At 50.1% G+C, this 20,306-nt stretch carries 15 protein-coding genes; all 15 read left to right on the forward strand.

The annotated features are described in order from the left end of the window. The first annotated feature begins 20 nt into the window (after window positions 1-20). The 15 genes from MOF34_RS07470 (at window position 21) to MOF34_RS07540 (ending at window position 20,265) form a co-directional block, all read left to right on the forward strand. Window positions 21-1,304: an ABC transporter substrate-binding protein gene (locus tag MOF34_RS07470; protein WP_019713548.1), complete on the forward strand. Its 1,284-nt coding sequence runs from the start codon at window positions 21-23 to the stop codon at window positions 1,302-1,304. Beyond that, window positions 1,301-2,230 carry a carbohydrate ABC transporter permease gene (locus MOF34_RS07475; protein ID WP_268399554.1) on the forward strand — a complete coding sequence of 310 codons (930 nt, stop codon included), beginning with the start codon at window positions 1,301-1,303 and terminating at the stop codon, window positions 2,228-2,230. The genes MOF34_RS07470 and MOF34_RS07475 overlap by 4 nt, the downstream gene beginning before the upstream one ends. 3 nt (window positions 2,231-2,233) lie before the next feature. Further along, a complete protein-coding gene (locus tag MOF34_RS07480) occupies window positions 2,234-3,124 on the forward strand; it encodes a carbohydrate ABC transporter permease (protein ID WP_268399556.1) in 891 nt (296 codons plus the stop codon). Window positions 3,125-3,139: 15 nt separating this feature from the next. Continuing rightward, entirely contained in the window at window positions 3,140-4,174 is a 1,035-nt protein-coding gene (gene yesR, locus MOF34_RS07485) for a rhamnogalacturonyl hydrolase YesR (protein WP_268399557.1), read from the forward strand. A gap of 22 nt (window positions 4,175-4,196) precedes the next feature. After that, entirely contained in the window at window positions 4,197-6,482 is a 2,286-nt protein-coding gene (locus MOF34_RS07490) for an AraC family transcriptional regulator (RefSeq protein ID WP_268399558.1), read from the forward strand. Between the two features lie 16 nt (window positions 6,483-6,498). Then, complete coding sequence (locus tag MOF34_RS07495) at window positions 6,499-7,194, forward strand: rhamnogalacturonan acetylesterase (RefSeq protein ID WP_268399560.1); 696 nt, start codon at window positions 6,499-6,501, stop codon at window positions 7,192-7,194. Continuing rightward, complete coding sequence (locus tag MOF34_RS07500) at window positions 7,187-7,849, forward strand: YesU family protein (protein ID WP_268399561.1); 663 nt, start codon at window positions 7,187-7,189, stop codon at window positions 7,847-7,849. Before MOF34_RS07495 ends, MOF34_RS07500 begins: the two co-directional genes overlap by 8 nt. Continuing rightward, on the forward strand, window positions 7,846-8,472 hold the full coding sequence (locus tag MOF34_RS07505; protein ID WP_019713555.1) for a YesL family protein: 627 nt from the start codon (window positions 7,846-7,848) through the stop codon (window positions 8,470-8,472). Before MOF34_RS07500 ends, MOF34_RS07505 begins: the two co-directional genes overlap by 4 nt. Before the next feature lie 120 nt (window positions 8,473-8,592). Beyond that, entirely contained in the window at window positions 8,593-10,455 is a 1,863-nt protein-coding gene (rhgW, locus tag MOF34_RS07510) for a rhamnogalacturonan lyase (protein ID WP_268399563.1), read from the forward strand. A gap of 47 nt (window positions 10,456-10,502) precedes the next feature. Next, on the forward strand, window positions 10,503-12,341 hold the full coding sequence (gene rhgX, locus MOF34_RS07515; RefSeq protein WP_268399582.1) for a rhamnogalacturonan exolyase: 1,839 nt from the start codon (window positions 10,503-10,505) through the stop codon (window positions 12,339-12,341). Window positions 12,342-12,350: 9 nt separating this feature from the next. Next, a complete protein-coding gene (gene mgrA / locus MOF34_RS07520) occupies window positions 12,351-13,361 on the forward strand; it encodes an L-glyceraldehyde 3-phosphate reductase (protein WP_268399564.1) in 1,011 nt (336 codons plus the stop codon). 3 nt (window positions 13,362-13,364) lie between these two features. After that, window positions 13,365-14,018, forward strand: a complete 654-nt coding sequence (locus MOF34_RS07525) for a rhamnogalacturonan acetylesterase (protein ID WP_268399565.1) — start codon at window positions 13,365-13,367, stop codon at window positions 14,016-14,018. A gap of 5 nt (window positions 14,019-14,023) precedes the next feature. Continuing rightward, a complete protein-coding gene (locus tag MOF34_RS07530; RefSeq protein WP_268399566.1) occupies window positions 14,024-16,018 on the forward strand; it encodes a beta-galactosidase in 1,995 nt (664 codons plus the stop codon). A gap of 42 nt (window positions 16,019-16,060) precedes the next feature. Continuing rightward, window positions 16,061-18,634, forward strand: a complete 2,574-nt coding sequence (locus tag MOF34_RS07535) for a hypothetical protein (protein ID WP_268399568.1) — start codon at window positions 16,061-16,063, stop codon at window positions 18,632-18,634. 122 nt (window positions 18,635-18,756) lie between these two features. Then, a complete protein-coding gene (locus MOF34_RS07540) occupies window positions 18,757-20,265 on the forward strand; it encodes an extracellular solute-binding protein (RefSeq protein WP_268399569.1) in 1,509 nt (502 codons plus the stop codon). The last annotated feature ends 41 nt before the right edge of the window (window positions 20,266-20,306 follow it).

Consider the following 20,306-nt stretch of genomic DNA (forward strand, 5'->3'; position numbering starts at 1 on the left):
ACATTAAAGGGGGGATTGGTTTGAAGAAGGTTTGTTGCTTGCTGTTATCGCTTGTCTGTGTCTTTTTTTTCAGCGGATGTTCTGCAGGTGAAGAGGCATCGGGGAAAAAAGAAGACATTACGCTTAGAATCGCATGGTGGGGCGGGCAGCCAAGGCATGATTATACAACGAAGGTGATTGAGCTATATGAGAAAAAGAATCCGCACGTCCATATTGATGCGGAATTTGCGAACTGGGATGACTACTGGAAAAAGCTCGCCCCGATGTCTGCCGCTGGCCAGCTTCCTGATGTCATTCAAATGGATACCGCTTATTTGGCACAGTACGGAAAGAAGAACCAGCTGGAAGATTTAACGCCGTATACAAAGGATGGAACGATTGATGTCAGTTCAATCGACGAGAATATGCTGTCGGGCGGAAAAATTGACGATAAGCTCTATGGGTTTACGCTAGGCGTCAACGTGCTGTCTGTGATTGCGAATAATGATTTGCTGAAGAAAGCCGGTGTGTCCATCAATCAGGAAAACTGGGCGTGGGAGGATTACGAGAAGCTGGCGTATGACCTTCAGGAAAAAGCCGACGTCTATGGCTCCAACGGAATGGATCCGCCTGATATTTTCTTCCCTTATTATTTGCGCACGAAGGGTGAGCGTTTTTATAAGGAAGACGGTACAGGCCTCGCGTATCAGGATGATCAGCTGTTTGTCGATTATTTTGAACGGCAGCTAAGGCTGGTGAAAGCGAAAACATCCCCAACACCTGATGAAAGCGAACAAATTAAAGGGATGGAGGATGACTTTATCGTCAAAGGCAAGTCAGCCATTACGTGGAACTACTCTAATCAATATTTGGGTTTTGCCCGGCTGACAGATTCGCCGCTGTCTCTCCATCTGCCGCCGGAGCAAATGAAGGAAAAAGCGCTGACGCTGAAGCCGAGTATGCTGTTTTCGATTCCAAAAAGCTCAGAGCATAAAAAAGAGGCCGCAAAGTTTATTGATTTCTTCGTCAACAATAAGGAAGCGAACATGCTGATTAAAGGCGAGCGGGGTGTACCGGTATCTGACAAGGTGGCGGACGCGATTAAACCGAAGCTGAATGAGGAAGAAGCCAACATCGTGGAATATGTAGAAAACGCGTCAAAAAACATCAGCAAAGCTGATCCGCCGGAGCCTGTGGGAAGCGCGGAGGTCATCAAGCTGCTGAAGGATACGTCTGATCAGATTCTGTATCAGAAGGTATCTCCGGAAAAAGCCGCCAAAACGTTCCGGAAGCAGGCCAATGAGATATTAGAGAGGAATAATTGACGGGAAATGGGGCTGATGCAATGAAAAAAAGCCGGAGTATGAGAAAAGACAATCTGGCGGGATATGCTTTTATTTCTCCGTTCATTATCGGATTCCTATGTTTTACAGTGATTCCGATGGGTGCGTCCCTGTTTCTGTCCTTCACAAGCTATGACTTGTTTACAGCGCCGAAATGGATCGGGCTCGACAACTACAAGGAGATGTTTACGGGTGACGAAAAGTATTGGCAGTCACTGAAGGTGACGTTTACGTATGTGCTTGCCGGGGTTCCGCTCCGCCTCGGCTTCGCGCTTTTTATCGCTGTCATTTTAAACAATGCATCAAAAGGAACGGCCATTTACAGAACGCTCTTTTATCTGCCTTCAATCATCGGCGGGAGTGTGGCCGTGGCGATTATGTGGCGCAATATTTTCGGCAATGAAGGGGTCATTAATGCGTTGCTGTTTTTTGTCGGGGTTGATCAAAAAATTCTTTGGTATCAGGACCCGACAAGTGCGCTATGGACATTGATTCTGCTATCCGTCTGGCAGTTCGGGTCATCAATGCTGATTTTTCTGGCCGGGCTGAAAAACATTCCGTCTTCGTATTTGGAAGCGGCAAGCGTGGACGGGGCAAATCGGGTGCAGCGTTTCTTTAAAATTACGCTTCCGATCCTCACGCCGATTATTTTCTTTAATCTAGTGATGCAGACGATTTCTGCTTTTATGACATTTACACCTGCCTATATCATCTCGAAGGGCGAGGGCGGGCCGCTTGACGGGACGCTTTTGTATTCGCTCTATTTGTTCCAGCGGGCGTTCAACTATTTTCAAATGGGTTACGCATCGGCGATGGCGTGGATCATGCTTATCATTGTTGGGCTGATTACGCTGATTTTGTTTAAAACCTCGTCATATTGGGTTCATTACGAGTCAAAGGGGGAATGACGGATGGAGCCGGTTAACCAGCCTGACAGAGAAGCCCCGGTTTTTGAGAGAAAAAAAGCCGGGCGCGTCAGGCCCAAACGCATACTGTTCCACGTTTTTACGGCATCGCTGGCAGTGTTATTGCTATACCCGGTCATTTGGCTGTTTGTCAGCTCATTTAAGGAAAGCGCCAGTATTTTTACAACCTCTCATTCTCTCATTCCCGATCCTTTTATTCTCAGTAACTATGCTGAAGGATGGAAGGGCATTGCCGGGCAGCCGTTTCTGACCTTTATTAAGAACTCGGCGATTATTGTCGGGCTGTCAACAATCGGCGCCGTCCTTTCATCGGCTGTCATTGCATACGGATTTGCGCGTATCCCGTTTAAAGGGAAAACGTTTTGGTTCGCCTGCATGATGGGGACGTTAATGCTGCCGCATGAAGTGCTGATGATTCCGCAGTACATTTTGTTTGCGAAATTAGACTGGCTGAATTCTTTTAAACCGATTGTCGTTCCGCAATTTTTCGGGCATGCGTTTTTTATATTTCTGATGATCCAGTTTATCCGGACGATCCCCGAGGAGCTGGATGAAGCAGCTCGAATCGACGGCTGCGGGCGCTTTGCCTGCTTTTGGCGCATCATTCTCCCGCTAATTGCCCCGGCGCTTGCGACGTCTGCGATTTTCTCCTTCTATTGGAAGTGGGAGGAGCTGATTCAGCCGCTCCTGTATTTGAATAAGCCGGAGCTTTATCCTGTTTCACTTGCGCTGAAGCTTTTCCTCGATACGGAATCGGCTTCGAACTGGGGGGCGATGTTTGCGATGTCGGCCGTCTCGTTATTGCCTGTGATTCTTGTATTCTTTTTGTTTCAAAAATATATCGTTCAGGGCATCAGTACGACCGGATTAAAATAAAAAGGAGTGTTACAGATGGCACAGCTTATCTTTGATGAAGAAAAGGTGACGTCCGTCATTGACCGGATTGTAAAAAGGACATTTCAGATGGATTTTGCGTGGGATTGGCCGGGCGGCGTCGCGTTTTACGGCGTGGCGGAGGCTTATGAAGCGACGGAAAACGAGGAATATATCAATTTATTAAAAACGTGGGTGGATGAACAGCTGGAGGATGGGCTCCCGCCCCTTTCGATCAACGGGGTTTCCATCGGGCATACGCTTTTGTTCCTCCATAAGGTGACAGGGGATCACGTCTATTTGGAAACGGCGGGGGAGATGGCGGAATATGTGTTGCATAAAGCGCCGCGCTTTGGCGAGGGCATCCTTCAGCATACGGTAAATTCCGCAGAGTACGTGTTTCCTGAGCAGGCATGGGCGGATACGCTGATGATGGCGGGGCTGTTTATGCTGAGAATCGGGCGGGTGATGGAGCGTGAGGATTATTTTGAAGATGGCCTTCGCCAGTTTCACGGACATGAAGACGTGCTTCAGGACCCTGTCACGAATTTGTACTACCACGCTTGGGACAACAAAGCGCAAAATCATCTGTCGGGGATTTATTGGGGCAGGGCGAACGGCTGGGCGGCACTCACGATGGCGAAGGCGCTCCCGCTCATTGAGGTGACGCATCCTTCCTTTATGATCATCGACGGATCGCTCAGAGATCAGCTAAGCGCGCTCGTCCGGCTCCAAGACGATACAGGGCTGTGGCATACCATTTTGGATGATCCGGATTCATATCTCGAAGTTTCGGCATCGGCTGGCATTGCCTCTGCTCTGCTGTCGAGCGGAAAGCTGTATACGAAATATGTGCAGAAATCGCTTGCCGCCATTTTGGATGCGGTAGAAGAGGACGGACGGGTCAGCAAGGTATCGGCCGGAACAGCTGTCATGAAAAATGCCGATGGATACAAACAGGTGCCTTACAAACGAATACAAGGATGGGGACAGGGACTTGCGCTGACGTTTCTTGCTGATGTGTTGAGAACGAAAAAACGCGTGTATCAGTAATGATGGCGGCGGGGGGAAAGGGATGAAAAAACAGCCTCAACAGAAGGAACGGGTTTCACGCTGGAAGGGAACGTATTTCAAAAGAAACTTTATCTTCATTTTGCTGATTGCCTGTATTCCCGGATTGCTGACTGGGGGCGCTGTCTACTTTCTTTCGATCGACAAGGTAGAGAAAGAGCTGCAGAGGTCACATGAAACACAGGTGGCGCGTGAAGTCAGCCGAATGGATGAGAAGCTGGCAGTGCTGGAGCTGACTCTCACCCAGATGGCATACGATTCTTCGCTGATGAACGGATTGGCCGAGAGGGATTTGGAGAAAGACTTTACGTTCTCCTATCAATTAACGAAAAAACTGTTTCTTTTACGGGACCAGCAGCCGCTGATCGAGCAGGCTTCCATCTTTCTGAACAGCCCCCGGCCTCTTGTGCTGAGCCCCGAATACAGCGCTTTGACAGAACAGGAGGCGCTTCACAAGTATCGCTCGCTGCTTGCCTCAGACAACAGTATTTATTGGAAACGATCCGGAAAACAAACGATGCTGATCCAGCTCATTCCGGGTTCAGCGGAGAAACCGTTCGGCGCGATCATGCTGGCGGTTGATCCGAATGAAATGGAGTCGATCCTGCAAAGCTTATCCCCTTATCCTGATGGCAGTGCGCTGCTTCTGGATCAAAATCAGGAGGTGCTTTTTCACGAGGGAGAAATAGAGTTTGAAAAGACTTTACTTAAAGAGGTGAGGAAACAGCCGGAAGGGAAAGGCCATTTCCAGATGGAATGGGACGGCAAGGTGTATTCCGTCTCCTTTGGAGAAATGAATCGCATGCATCAGCAGTGGACCTTTGTGTCAGCGGCGCCTCTTTCTGCCATTACAGCGCCGATGGTGTTTTTATCAAAAGTGATTATCGTGATGCTTGTCATTTGCATCTGCTTGGCGGTGTGCATGACGTGGTATGCCTCAAAAAAAATCTACCGTCCCATTCAGCATTTGCTTGGCTTATTTACCGGTGGAGAGAAGAAAACATGGCAGGCGTCCGGGCAGGATGAATTCAAGTGGATTGAAAAGCGATGGAATGATCTATCTCTTGAAAGCCGAAAGCTTCAAGAGCAGCTTCTGCGGCAGACACCCCATATGAAAAAGAGTTTCTTACAGCACCTCTTGCAGGGCGATTTTTACTATGACAACGAGGCAAGTCTCAGGTCGCGGATGGAGGAGGCTGGATGGAACATCCGAGAAAATGTGTTTCAGGTGCTTGATCTTCAAGTAACAGGCCTCCGTTGTGAAAAAAGCATCTTCCGTGCCGGTGATGAACAGCTTGCTGTATTTACGCTGACCAATCTGGCCGAGGAGCTTGCAGCAAAACAATGTTTTCAGCCCTCCATTCTTGATATCAGCCGGCTTTCCGTCACCTTGCTTGTGATGAAAACCAACAGCTCTGATCTGAAGGCGTATGTAACGGAGCTGGCACGCCAATTTGACGATGTTGCCGGATTAAGCCTGACCGGAACAATAAGCAGGAAGACAGAGCGTGTTACGGAGATCCCTGATTTATTTCAAGATGTAAAAAGCGGCAAATCCCGCAGGCAGTTTGCCAACCGGCATCAGGTGATTGATTTGCAGGACGACTTCCCTCAGGCTGAGCACTCCGCCCCTTATTATCCTTTTGAACTGGAAAAACAAATTGTTCAGGCCATCCGGCTGGAAAGAAAACAGGAGGCTGAAGAATTGATACGTGTATGCATGATGGACCTGGCGGAAAAGGCGGCTATAGACAGGCATGTGCACGCCGGCCTGATTCAGCTGTTTTCTCGCATTCAGGAGGATATTTTGCATTCCGGACTCAATCCGAGTGACCTATATCAGCATCGGGATCTGCTTCTTGACATTTCAGAATTGCGCGAACCTGATGAAGCGGTGGCCTGGCTGATGGATGCTGTGGTGACGCCTTACCTTTCCAAGCTTGAGGGCAGAAAAAACAGACAGCAAAAACAGCTGGCGGATCGTGTCATAGCCATGATTCATGAACAGTACATGGCGGATATCTCGCTGGAAAGCTGTGCCGATGCGCTTGGCATGAATTCATATACGTTAAGCAAGGCATTTAAGCAAGTGACCGGCGTTAATTTTATTGATTATGTGACCAAAATCAGAATCGAAAAAGCGAAAGAGCTTTTAGTGAATACGAATAAAAAAATTCATGATGTGTCGGAGGAAGTCGGCTACCGCCACAATTACTTCAATCGGATTTTTAAAAAACAGGTGGGCATGCCGCCGGGTGTTTTCAGGCAAATGTATCAGGAAACGCCGTGAAAGGAGAGAAGATGTAATGGAGAAAGTGATTCAAGTGTTTTTAGCGGGTGACTCCACCGTGAGTGATTGCCCGCCTCATGAAGCGCCGATGGCGGGGTGGGGGCAGGTACTCGGGCAGTTGTTTTCTAAGGATGTGAAGGTGCACAATCACGCCAAAGGAGGGGCGAGCACCAATTCTTTTGTGGAAGAAGGAAGGCTCCAAGCGATTGCCGAGCGCATCAGACAGGGCGATTATTTGTTTATTCAATTTGGCCATAATGACCAGAAACCGCGGGGGACGAAACCCTACTCTACATTTCAACAATTTCTCACCCTATTTGCAGATACCGCACGCGAAAAAGGAGCGCATCCTGTATTCGTTACATCGGTGCAGCGCCGCCGCTTTGATGAAAACGGCCGTATTGAGCATACACTCGGCGAGTACCCTGATGCGATGAAAGCACTGGCGAAGGAGCTAGATGTGCCTGTAATTGATCTGCTGGCCAAAACAAAAGAGCTCTATGAAGCATACGGACCGGAGGAGTCGAAAAGATTGTTCGTTTGGCTTCAGCCGAATGAACATCCGAATTATCCGGACGGTATTGAGGACAATACACATTTTTCAGAAGAAGGGGCAATGGAGGTTGCGAAGCTTGTGGCAGAAGGCATTGAAGAACTCGGCCTTCCGCTGAAGGACCATCTTGTGATCCGGGAGGGAAAAGAACATGTATAAGGAAGGCGCGTGCCTGTACCGCAATCCGCTCCGGTCAGCAAGCGATATGGAGGATTGGCGGATGGAGGGAGGGGGACAGATCTCATTTGACGATCACTCCTTGCATCTGTCGCATGTTCAGGACGAAGCACATTTTGTCTATTGGTGCCCGGAAACGTTTCCGGATGGCATCATTGTGACGTGGGACTTCTCTCCGATTGAGCAGCCTGGGCTGTGTATGCTGTTTTTTTCCGCTGCGGGGATTGGAGGCGAAGATCTGTTTGATCCATGTCTCAAGAAAAGAACGGGAAAATACCCCGAGTATCATTCGGGGGACATCAATGCGCTCCATCTGTCGTATTTCCGCAGAAAATACGCGGAGGAAAGAGCGTTCCGCACCTGCAATTTAAGAAAAAGCCGCGGTTTCCACCTCGCCGCGATGGGAGCCGATCCGCTGCCATCTCCAGACGACGCTGATTCCCCATATCATATGAAGCTCATCAAAGACAAAGGCTATGTGCACTTTTCAATTAATGATTTGCCCATTCTTGAATGGATGGACGACGGCAGCACATACGGGCCTGTATTAACGAAAGGGAAAATCGGGTTCCGGCAGATGGCGCCCATGAAAGCCGCTTATCGAGATTTTGCTGTGCATCAAGCGGTGAGAAGATGAAGACGACGGTAACGGATGCGCTTTATGCAGGCTGTGAAGCGGTGGTGAAAATTGCGTGGCTCAACGGACTGTGGCTGTTGTTTACGCTTTTGGGCGGCGTTCTTTTTGGATGGGCGCCGAGCACTGCCGCGATGTGTGCCGTCATACGGAAATGGCTGATGGGACAAAAGGATATCCCGGTGTTTCCATTATTTCTCGATACCTACAAAAAAGAGTTTCTCAAGGCCAATGCAATTGGATTGGCGTTTGCGGCGCTTTTGCTCATATTGTCCGCGAATTATCATTATTTTTCAGCCAGTACGGATTGGCTGTCCTTTGCTGTAACCAGCTGCACGCTGTTTGCAGGGGTATTGTATATCATCGCGCTAATGTATGTGTTTCCCCTTTATGTGCATTACCAGCTCCCGCTGCGAAAATATATTCCGCAAGCGCTGCTGTTTGGCGCCATGCGGCCTTTGACGACCGGCTGTATGCTGATCGGGTGCGGATTTGTCCTTTACCTGCTGTATACGCTACCAGGATTGATCCCATTTTACGGCCCATGTTTATTTGGGCTAGTGGTGATGTTTTTTGCTCTTAGAGGATTTCAAAAGACGGAGGCTCAGCACCACCAAGCAGGTTAACAAAAAAATGACAATCATGCAAAAAAGTGCAGTGTCTGAAAAAGGCAGATGCAAAAAAGTGTAATTGAAGACAGCTCACACAGCGCATAAAATCCAATATAAGTAAGCGCTTACAGAAAAATGAGAAGGAGCTGTCTGATGATTAAACGAAGGAAACGCATGTTTACCGCTGTTACGTTGCTTGTCTTGTTGGTGATGGGAGTCTCTGTATTTCCTGTGAAAGCTGAAGGAGCAGCGCGGCAGATGGAAGCACTGAACCGAGGGCTTGTGGCGGTCAAGACGGACGGCGGCATTTTTGTCAGCTGGCGGTTTCTTGGCACTGAAAATGCATCTGTTTCGTTCAATGTGTACAGAGACGGGCAAAAGCTGAATGCTGCACCTGTCAAAACCACGAACTACGTGGATAAAAACGGATCGGCGGTTTCAACATATACGGTTCGGGCTGTCGTAAACGGTACCGAACAAGCGGCTTCTGAAAAAGCCTCCGTATGGGCGCAGCCGTATCATTCCGTCCCGCTGGATAAACCGGCTGGCGGCACGACGCCAAAGGGTGAAGCTTACACCTACAGCGCCAATGACGCAAGTGTTGGCGATGTGGATGGTGACGGGCAATACGAGCTGATCCTGAAATGGGACCCGTCTAATTCAAAGGACAACTCACAGGATGGCTATACGGGTGACGTGCTGATTGACGCCTATAAGCTGGACGGAACGAAATTATGGCGGATCAATCTCGGCAAAAACATCAGAGCGGGAGCGCACTACACCCAATTTATGGTGTATGACCTTGATGGTGACGGAAAAGCGGAAGTGGCAATGAAAACGGCAGACGGGACAAAAGACGGCACGGGCAAAGTGATTGGAAATGCCAATGCTGATTACAGAAACGAACAGGGGCGTGTGCTTTCAGGACCGGAATACCTTACTGTGTTTCAAGGTGCAACCGGAAAAGAGCTTGTCACAACAAATTTTGAACCGGCCCGCGGCAATGTGTCAGATTGGGGAGACAGCTACGGCAACCGGGTTGATCGTTTTCTCGCTGGCATTGCCTACCTCGACGGGCAGCGGCCGAGCCTGATCATGAGCAGAGGGTATTATGCCAAAACCGCGCTTGTCGCCTATAACTTCAGAGACGGAAAGCTGTCAAAGCTTTGGACATTCGATTCTTCGAAGTCTGGAAATGAGGCGTTTGCAGGACAGGGGAACCACAGCCTGAGCATTGCAGATGTTGACGGGGACGGGAAAGATGAGATTATTTTTGGCTCAATGGCTGTTGATCATGACGGTAAAGGCATGTACTCAACTGGCTTAGGCCACGGGGATGCCCTCCATACCGGGGATCTTGACCCGAGCCGGCCGGGTCTTGAGGTGTTTCAAGTTCATGAGGACAAAAATGCAAAATACGGCTTATCCTTCCGTGATGCGGCAACCGGAAAAATCCTTTGGGGCGTTCATGCAGGCAAGGATGTAGGCCGGGGGATGGCTGCTGATATTGACCCGCGTTATCCGGGACAGGAAGTGTGGGCAAACGGTTCTCTCTACACAGCGAAAGGGGTCAAAATCGGTAGCAGTGTTCCGTCATCGACCAATTTCGGCATCTGGTGGGACGGTGATTTGCTGCGGGAACAGCTGGACAGCAACCGAATCGATAAGTGGGATTATCAAAACGGTGTATCGAAAAATATGCTGACTGCTTCAGGCGTGGCCGCCAACAACGGCACAAAAGCAACACCGGCGCTTCAGGCTGATCTGCTTGGGGACTGGCGCGAGGAAGTCGTGTGGAGAACGGAGGACAGCAGTGCGCTCCGGATCTACACGACTACCATTCCGACTGAGCACAGGCTGTACACGCTGATGCACGATCCTGTGTACCGGCTTGGCATCGCCTGGCAAAATGTCGCGTATAACCAGCCGCCGCACACGAGCTTCTTTTTAGGAGACGGCATGGCGGAACAGTCAAAACCGAATATGTATACGCCTTAATAAAAAGGGGGGAAGGAACGGGCTGCATGCAGCCCGTTCCCATTAAAATGAAACCAAAAAAGAGGCAGATGGAGTACTTGACCAGAGGCTTAATTGCGGTCAAGACGGAGCAGGGTGTGTTTGTCAGCTGGCGTTTTCTCGGAACGGATCATGAGACGACGGCTTTTCACCTTTATCGGGATGGAGCACGGATCACCCGCAAGCCGATCGCAGACAGCACCAATTTTCTCGATCAAAACGGAACGGCGGACGCTGTTTACCAGGTGGCGGCAGTCAATAAAGGACGGGAAGAAAAGCTGTCCAAAGAAGCTCACGTCTGGCGGGAAAATGTCCTAGAGGTACCGCTTAATAAACCGGAAGGCGGTCTCACGCCGGACGGAATGCCTTACACGTACAGCGCCAATGATGCCAGTGTCGGGGATGTGGATGGGGATGGAGAATATGAAATCATTCTGAAGTGGGACCCGTCCAATTCAAAGGACAACGCCCATGACGGATACACCGGGGAGGTTCTCATAGATGCCTATAAACTGGACGGCACCTTTTTGTGGCGCATCAATCTCGGCAAAAACATCAGAGCAGGCGCTCATTATACCCAGTTTATGGTCTATGACTTGGACGGTGACGGAAAAGCAGAAATCGCCATGAAAACCGCTGACGGCACAACAGATGGGAAAGGACACATCATTGGCGATGAACATGCCGATTTTAGGAACGAACAGGGCAGAATCCTATCCGGTCCGGAATATTTGACTGTGTTTAAAGGAGAAACCGGTGAAGCGCTCACGACCGTGGAATATGAACCGCCCCGCGGCAAGCTGGAAGATTGGGGAGATGGCTACGGAAACCGCATGGATCGTTTTCTCGCCGGGATCGCGTATTTGGATGGGGAGCGGCCGAGCCTCGTGATGGCGCGCGGCTACTATACGAGAGCTGTACTCGTGGCATACGATTTCAGAAACGGAAGGCTTAACAAACGCTGGATATTTGATTCCAATCAGCCGGGCCATGAAGCGTATGCTGGGCAGGGCAACCACAGCTTGAGTGTGGCAGATGTTGACGGAGACGGGAAGGATGAGATCATTTACGGCGCCATGGCGGTTGATCATGACGGTACAGGCTTGTACACAACGGGGCTCGGACACGGAGACGCGATGCATGTAGGGGATCTGGATCCGTCCCGAAAAGGGCTTGAAGTGTTTCAAGTGCATGAAGATGCTTCGAAGCCGTACGGACTGTCGCTGCGTGATGCCGGAACCGGCGAGGTTTTGTGGGGCGTTCATGCCGGAACTGACGTCGGCAGGGGCATGGCGGCTCATATCGACCCAAACTACAAAGGATCGCTCGTCTGGGGAATCGATCCGCCGGGCAACGCTGGCATGTCATATGGGCTTTTCACGAGCAAAGGAGAAAAAATCAGCGACAAAGCGCCTGCTTCAGCCAATTTCGCCATCTGGTGGGACGGTGATTTAGTCAGAGAACTGCTTGATCATGACTGGGACGGAACGGCCGGCAGACCGAAGATTGAAAAGTGGGATGCTGAGAACCTCTGTCTGAAGACGATTTTTCAGCCGGACGGCGTATTGTCCAACAACGGCACAAAAGGAAATCCTGTCCTTCAGGCCAACCTGTTCGGAGACTGGCGGGAAGAAGTGATATGGAGAACGGAAGACAGCAGCGCGCTCCGTATCTATACAACGACACATCTCACCCGCCATCGCTTGTACACGCTTATGCACGATCCGGTTTACAGGCTCGGCATCGCCTGGCAGAACACCGCCTACAACCAGCCGCCGCACACGGGCTTTTATCTCGGAACGGGAATGAAAAAACCGCCGAAGCCCGCCCTATATATAGCAGGCAGCAAAGCGGAGGCGCCGCTATAGGAGGAACGTATGGCATACAAAGCAAAAGCTGATCGCTTTGAAAGAATGGTGTATCACAATGCCGGACGAACCGGATTAAAGCTTCCTGCCGTGTCTCTCGGCCTCTGGCATCAATTCGGCGGTGCCTATTCAGCGGAGAACGCACGATCGATGCTCAGCTCCGCATTTGACGCAGGCATTGTCCATTTTGATCTCGCCAACAATTACGGCCCGCCGCCCGGATCGGCCGAAGAGATGTTTGGGAGCGTGCTGAAAGCTGATTTTGCACCGTACCGCGATGAACTCGTCATCAGCACAAAGGCAGGCTATGACATGTGGGAGGGGCCGTATGGAAACGGCGGTTCAAAAAAACACCTGACAGCCAGCCTGGATCAAAGCTTGAAGCGAATGGGGCTTGATTATATCGATCTGTTTTATTCGCACCGCCCGGATCCTGAAACGCCGCTCGAGGAAACGATGGAGACGCTGGCCGGATTTGTGCGGCAGGGAAAAGCACTGTACGTCGGACTATCAAACTACAGCCCGCAGGAAACGGAGCGGGCTGCCGAGCTTTTAAAGCAATTTGGCGTCCGCCTTGCCATCCACCAAATGAAATATTCCATGTTTCACAGAGAGCCGGAAAAAGGCCTGCTTGATGTGCTGGAGAAACAGGGAGCCGGCTGTATCGCGTTTGCGCCACTTGCTCAAGGGCTTCTTACGACAAAGTACGTATCAGGCATTCCAGAGGGATCAAGAGCCATGGATGCAAGCAGTCCTTTCCTGCAGGCGGAGAACGTCACCAAAGGAGCAGTCACGAAGGCGCAAAAGTTGAACGAAATAGCGAAAGAACGGGGGCAATCGCTTCCGCAAATGGCGCTCGCATGGCTTTTAAAGGATGACCGAATCACTTCAGTGCTGATCGGAGCGAGCAGGAAACAGCAAATAGAAGAAAATGTTCAAGCGTTGCACGCACCGGTTTTTTCAAGGGAAGAGCTGTCCATGATTGATGCCATATTAAACGAAAAAAACGAGGGGGAATGAGAAATGGCAAATCACATTTATCTTGCTGGCGATTCAACTGTTCAAACGTATGGAGACAGCACCAATCAAGGGGGCTGGGGGCAGTTTCTCGGCTCGCATCTGCCGGAGCATATTCAAGTGATCAACAGAGCAATCGGGGGAAGAAGCTCAAAAACATTTGTGGAAGAGGGCAGGCTTCAGGCGATTCTTGATGTGATTGAGCCGGATGACTGGCTGTTTGTGCAGATGGGCCATAATGACGCGTCGAAAAATAAGCCCGAGCGCTACACTGAGCCCTATACCACCTATAAACAATATTTAAAGCAGTATATCGCAGGCGCGCGGGAAAAAGGCGCCCATCCGCTTCTCATTACCCCTGTAGCACGCTTTCATTATGAAAATGACATGTTTTTGAACGACTTTCCTGATTATTGCATTGCCATGAAGCAAACGGCTGCTGAGGAGAATGTCCAGCTCATTGATCTGATGGAGAAAAGCCTTGCCTTCTTTACCGAGAAGGGTGAGGAAAAAGTGTACACCTATTTTATGGTGTCAGAAGGAATGAACGATTACACGCACTTCACAAAAAAAGGCGCAAATGAAATGGCGAAGCTAGTTGCAAAAGGCATAAAGGAACTCGGACTGCCATTGACAGAATCAATCATCAAAGAAGGGTGAAAAATGTGAGGAGAAAACTGTATCACGGGGCTTGCTATTATCCAGAATTATGGGATGAAGAGACAATTCAGCAGGACATTGACATCATGCGTGAGGTTGGCGTGAATGTTGTACGGATTGGCGAATTTGCTTGGTCCGTCATGGAACCGGAAGAAGGAAAAATTGACGTCAGTTTTTTCAAAGAGATCATCACCCGTCTGTATGAAAACGGCATCGAAACGATCATGTGCACGCCGACGCCTACACCGCCGATTTGGCTGTCGCACGGCCGGCCGGAGCGTATGCATGTAAACGAAAAAAGAGAAGTCATGGGCCATGGCTCCCGTCAGCATGCTTGTACGAACAACCCGTATTTCCGAAAAAAAGCCGCCATCATTACCACAAGCATCGCCAAGGAGCTTGGCCAGCTCCCGGGACTGATCGGCTGGCAGCTAGACAATGAGTTTAAATGCCATGTGGCTGAATGCATGTGTGAGACGTGCTTGCACTTATGGCATGACTGGCTCAGAAACCGCTATGGCGTGATTGAGCGGTTAAACGAGGCATGGGGAACTGATGTGTGGAGCGAAACCTACCAGTCGTTTGAGCAGGTGCCGCAGCCGGGGCCGGCCCCGTTTCTGCATCACGCCTCTCTAAGCACAATGTATCAGCTGTTTTCGATGGAGATGATCGCTTCATTTGCAGATGAACAGGCCAAAATGATCCGCTGCTATTCGGATGCGCCGATCACGCATAATGGCTCTGTCATGTTCAGCGTGGACAATGAGCGGATGTTTCGGAATCTCGATTTTGCCTCCTATGATACGTACGCTTCGCAGAAAAACGCCTCTGCCTTTTTATTGAACTGTGATTTGTGGAGGAACTTGAAGCAAGGGCGCCCGTTTTGGATTTTGGAAACGAGTCCGTCGTATGCTGCCTCGCTCGAGAGCTCTGCTTTTCCGCATGCCGACGGGTATTTGCAGGCTGAAGCTGTATCTTCCTACAGCTTAGGAAGCGATGGCTTTTGCTATTGGCTGTGGCGCCAGCAGCGTTCAGGCAGCGAGATATCACACGGTTCGGTTCTCAGTGCCTGGGGCGAGCCGACTGTAGGTTATCAGAACGTGCTGGCAGTCGAGCGGGCTAGAAAGAAAATCGAACCGGTGATTTTATCGACTGTGCCTGTCCAAGCCGAAGCGGCGATGACCTACTCTGACAGAGCAAAAGCATTTATCAAAACTGAGCCTCATCAGGGGCTTCAGCATCGTTCGCTTGTGACGCACTTTTATGAACGGATTCTTAACACGGGGATTCACCGTGACCTCATTCCGGAAGGCGTTCCGCTGGACGGCTACCGTTTGCTGTTTACGCCTTTTGTTCCGTATCTGTCTTCTGATTTTATCAAAAAAGCTTCAGCATTCGCTGAAGCAGGCGGCATCTGGATTGCCGGACCGCTGACAGGAGGGCGCACAAGCGAGCATACGATTCATACGGATTGCGGGCTTGGCCAACTTGAGAAAACAGCCGGGATCAAAACGCTGTTTACCTTTCCGATGAACGAGGATGTGAATACAGGAAAAGCGTTTGGCTTCACAGCGCCGCTCGGGCTGTGGAGCGCGGTGTTTGATACAGCGAACGGAAACACCCTAGGCACGGTTGAGTCAGGACCGGGAGCAGGTCATGCCTTTCTGACAGAACAGAAGCACGGCAAGGGAAAAATCGTTATGCTTGGCTCGCTTCCATCGGGGAAAGTAGGGAATGCGATGCTGGAAGCGCTCGTCAGGCATTATGCTGCTGAAGCAGCCATTTCCGTCCGGTCCGATGTTACACCCGGCACGATCGTTGCCCCGCGCAAAGGCGAAAACGGCCTTGTGTGGATCATCGTCAATATGGATGGAAAAGGCGGAAGCGTGACACTGCCGGAAGCCGGTATGAATCTGTTGACAAACCGTTCAGAGAAAGCGGGAAGATTGGCAGTCGGACCGCATGAATACCGTGTGATTCAGTTTGACAATCACAGCTGATTCTTTGCATCGAATCAGCTTTTTTCTATGGAGGGAGAATCGATGAAAAAGATGAAATGGTTATCAGAAGAGCCAAAGGTGACAAGCGGTGTAACGTGGGGTGTGCCGTGGAAAAAAGGGGAATTGAAAAAAGGTCACCGTCTGGCGCTTGTGAATGAAAATGCGGAAAGCCGATATGTGCAGAGCGAACCGTCGGCCTATTGGCCGGACGGGAGCATCAAGTGGACGAAGCACGCGGCGGTATTCAGCGGGCGGGAACCTCAAAGCTTTACAGTGCAAAAAGGAGAATCCCTGCAGCCAACAGATTCAATCTGCATCAATGAGTCAGAGGATGGCATCCAAGTGAATACAGGAACACTCGTCTGTGCCATCCATAAAACAGGCTCCGATTTCATTCAATCATTGCAGATCAACGGAAAGCCGATCGCCGCTGGCGGGAGGCTTGTTGCCATAAGAGAAACGAGAAAAGCTACTGCGGCGGAAACCATGCTTTTTTGTGAAACGTCTGTCAGCCTCATCAAACGTGCGGTAATTGAGAAGAGCGGCCCTGTCAAAGCAGTGATCAAAATAGAGGGCGCGCATATCTTCAAAAAAACAAAGGAGGAGTGGCTCCCGTTTGTGGCCAGATTGACGTTTTACGCCGGACTTTCTGAGATTGGCATCGTGCACACGCAACTGATCGATACGAATGGTAAACAAGAATTCATTAAAGGGCTCGGCATCGAATTTGACCTTGTTTTGAAAGGGGAGCCGTACAATCGCCATTTCCGTTTTGCGGGAGAGAAAGGGATGTACAAAGAACCCGCCCAGCTGTTTGGCACACGTAAATTCAATGAACAGTATCCGCTTTACCAAAAACAAATTAATGGTGAAACGCTGTTTCCAAGTGAAGAGCACAAGGAATGGTTTGCACACGGCACACAAAACGCGGTTTGGAATGATGTCAAGCTCGTACAGGATTCCAGCGATCATTACAGCCTGTCAAAACGGACCGGAAAAGATTATGCGTGGGTAGGCATGCTGCATGGCAGCCGGGCAAAGGGGCTTTGCTATGCGGGCGGCGAAAATGGCGGCATAGCCCTCGGACTGCGGTACTTTTTTGAGAAATATCCGTCAGCCCTGGAAATCACAGGCCTTGCCGGCAGCCATCCAAAAATGACTGTCTGGTTTTGGCCCCCGGACGGAGATGCGATGGATTTGCGGCATTATACAGGAAACACCCATGTGGCCAGCGCGTATGAAGGCTTTGATGAAATGCGCGCTGATCCGACCGGTATTGCGAACACAAATGAAATCAGCCTGGCGTGCTTTTCACACATGCCGTCCGATGATGCCCTCAATGCGCTCGCTGACAAATGGCAGGCGCCGCCACTGCTTGTTTGTGAGCCGGACGTCTATTACGAATCAAAGGCGCTCGGGGTTTGGAGTGTCATTGACACATCTCATCCGCTCAAAAAAGAGCTGGAGGAACAGCTCGACGCCGCATTTCTATTTTACAAAAAGGAGGTAGAGCAGCGCAGATGGTATGGGTTTTGGGATTATGGCGATGTCATGCATACATATGACCCGATCCGGCATATGTGGCGGTATGATCTCGGTGGGTATGCATGGCAAAATAATGAGCTCGTTCCGACCTTATGGCTATGGCAGGCGTTTTTCCGCTCTGGCAGAGAGGATATCTTCCGCATGGCAGAAGCTATGACCCGTCACACGAGCGAAACGGACAGCTTTCATCTCGGGGAATACGCAGGGCTTGGCTCACGGCATAATGTTGTTCATTGGGGATGCGGCTGCAAGGAAGCGAGGATCAGCATGGCCGGGCTTTATAAATTTTATTATTATCTGACGGGAGATGAGCGGACGGGAGATCTTTTGACAGAAGTGAAGGACGCCGATTACGCCCTCGTCAAAACCGATCCGATGCGCGCCTTTTATGAGAAAGGCGAGCACCCGACCCACGCCAGAACGGGACCAGACTGGGCGGCGTTTTGTTCGAACTGGCTGGCGGAATGGGAGCGGACCGAAAATCCGGAATACCTCAAAAAAATCGAAACAGGCATTAGCTGTCTGAAGCGGCTCCCGCTCCGCTTATTATCCGGCCCGACATTTGAGTATGATCCGGCGACCTCAAGGCTTCATCACATGGGAGACGGCATAGCGGGCGGATATCATATGATCATTGCCTTCGGCGCGCCGCAAGTGTGGATGGAGCTGGCTGAGCTTCTTGATGACCGGGAATGGGAGGAAATGCTGAGTGAATTCGGCGAATTTTACACCCTCAGTGATGAAGAAAAACGGAAAAAAAGCGGAGGTGCGCTTCATGATAGGCATTTTCACTGGCCGATGTTCGCCGCTGCCATGACCGCCTACGCCGCAAGAAAAAAACAAGATCAGAAGCTCGCCGCCAAAGCGTGGAATCTTTTGCTTGATGATAAGCTGAGCCATACGCCGCTTCCGATCAAACCAGAGCGCATTGAGACATGGACGCAGATGGAGGAGCTCCCGTGGGTGACAACGAACACCGTCTCTCAATGGTGTTTGAACGTCATAGCAGCGCTGGAACTAATCGGGGATTCCCTTCCGGCAAAAAAAGATACATCCGGCAAAAAAGGATAAAAGCCGGAATTTCATAGGAGAAATGATGCAAAAAATGAAGATTGCAAGAATTTATGTAAGCGCTTTATATTAAGAGAGGCAAAGGGGAAATGGAAAATGAAAAAAAGGGGGACTTGCGGATCATGAAAAATAGAATGCGAAAAAAATGGCTGGCCTTACCGCTCGCTGTCATGATGATCGCCGGATGCAGCAATTCGGAAACATCCAGTTCAGCAGGCGGTTCGAAAGACACGATTAAAATTATGGCGCCGCTCTTATCGCCGGAAAGCCCGAGTGAAAAGAGCCCTACGTTAAAAGCGCTCGAAAAATACACAGGCAAAGAGATTAAAGTCACATGGGTGCCTGATTCATCCTACAACGACAAATTCAACATCGTCATGGCTTCCGGAGAGATGCCTCATGCAATTGTGATTAAAGATAAATCAGCGGGCTTTATCAAGTCTGTCAAAGCAGGGGCGTTTTGGGAGCTGTCTCCTTATTTAAAAGACTACAAGAATTTAAGCCAGGCAGATGAAAAGATACTGAAGAACAGCTCGGTGAACGGCGAGGTGTACGGAATCTACAGAACGAGGGATCTGATCAGAGCGTGTATGATCATCAGAACCGACTGGCTGAAAAACGTCGGTCTGGATATGCCGGAAACGATTGATGATTTCTATGAAGTGCTGAAAGCCTTTAAGGAAAAAGATCCTGACGGAAACGGCAAGGATGATACGTATGGCATGGTGGTGCCGAAATGGATGGGGCTCGGCAACGGAAGCCCGTGGGATGTTCTGCAAATCTGGTTCGGCGCTCCGAACCGCTACGGCGTTGAAAACGGAAAGCTGATTCCTGATTTTACAACGAAGGAATACATGGATGCGCTCAAGTTTTTTAAAAAGCTTTATGATGAGGGTTTAATCAATAAGGACTTTGCGGTCATGGATTCAGCGAAGTGGAATGATCCGGTTGTGAAAGGAAAAGCGGGTGTCATCGTTGATACCGGCTCCAGAGCATCTCAAATTCAAAGCGCGATGGAGGAGGCAGATGAGTCGAACAAGGATGTGATTGATATTGTCGGCTCGCTTGAGGGACCGAATGGCAAGCGCACCTTCCCGACATCCGGTTATTCAGGGATGATCGCGATACCAAAATCAAGCGTCAAAACCGAAAAAGAGCTGAAAGAGGTGCTGTCCTTCCTCGATAAGATGAATGATAGGGAAGCACAGATTCTCACGAACAACGGGGTGGAGGGCCGCAATTACGAGCTCAAGGACGGGGTATTCACCTCGCTTGAAAAAAACAACAAGTCTCTCCTGTATGAGCATGAAGGCTTGGCGCAGTTCAGCATGTCAATTCCGAAAAGCGAGTATTACATCGAAGACCAGAAAACAAAGCTCTTCCAGCATCGCAAGGACCTCATCACTGAAGGAGAAAAAATAGCCGTCTTTAACCCGGCTGAGTCGCTTGTATCTAATGTGTATACCCAAAAAGGAGCCCAGCTTGACAACATCATTCTCGACGCGAGAACACAATTTATTATTGGAGAGATTGACGAAAAAGGGTTCGAGGATGCGGTGGAGCTTTGGAAAAAAAGCGGCGGGAATGACCTGATGAAGGACTTGAACAAATTGTATCAATCGTCAAAATAAACCGGTGCGCCTGCCGTTCGGCGGGCGCGCCGGTACCACGA

It is taken from the genome of Bacillus sp. T17B1 (assembly GCF_026796395.1).
Taxonomy (GTDB): Bacteria; Bacillota; Bacilli; order Bacillales; family Bacillaceae; genus Bacillus; species Bacillus spizizenii_A.

Coding starts and splice junctions, on each gene's coding strand:
- MOF34_RS07480 (WP_268399556.1), top strand. CDS start 2,234: ATGGAGCCGGTTAACCAGCCTGACAGAGAAGCCCCGGTTTTTGAGAGA.
- yesR (WP_268399557.1), top strand. CDS start 3,140: ATGGCACAGCTTATCTTTGATGAAGAAAAGGTGACGTCCGTCATTGAC.
- MOF34_RS07490 (WP_268399558.1), top strand. CDS start 4,197: ATGAAAAAACAGCCTCAACAGAAGGAACGGGTTTCACGCTGGAAGGGA.
- MOF34_RS07495 (WP_268399560.1), top strand. CDS start 6,499: ATGGAGAAAGTGATTCAAGTGTTTTTAGCGGGTGACTCCACCGTGAGT.
- MOF34_RS07500 (WP_268399561.1), top strand. CDS start 7,187: ATGTATAAGGAAGGCGCGTGCCTGTACCGCAATCCGCTCCGGTCAGCA.
- MOF34_RS07505 (WP_019713555.1), top strand. CDS start 7,846: ATGAAGACGACGGTAACGGATGCGCTTTATGCAGGCTGTGAAGCGGTG.
- rhgW (WP_268399563.1), top strand. CDS start 8,593: ATGAGAAGGAGCTGTCTGATGATTAAACGAAGGAAACGCATGTTTACC.
- rhgX (WP_268399582.1), top strand. CDS start 10,503: ATGAAACCAAAAAAGAGGCAGATGGAGTACTTGACCAGAGGCTTAATT.
- mgrA (WP_268399564.1), top strand. CDS start 12,351: ATGGCATACAAAGCAAAAGCTGATCGCTTTGAAAGAATGGTGTATCAC.
- MOF34_RS07525 (WP_268399565.1), top strand. CDS start 13,365: ATGGCAAATCACATTTATCTTGCTGGCGATTCAACTGTTCAAACGTAT.
- MOF34_RS07535 (WP_268399568.1), top strand. CDS start 16,061: ATGAAAAAGATGAAATGGTTATCAGAAGAGCCAAAGGTGACAAGCGGT.
- MOF34_RS07540 (WP_268399569.1), top strand. CDS start 18,757: ATGAAAAATAGAATGCGAAAAAAATGGCTGGCCTTACCGCTCGCTGTC.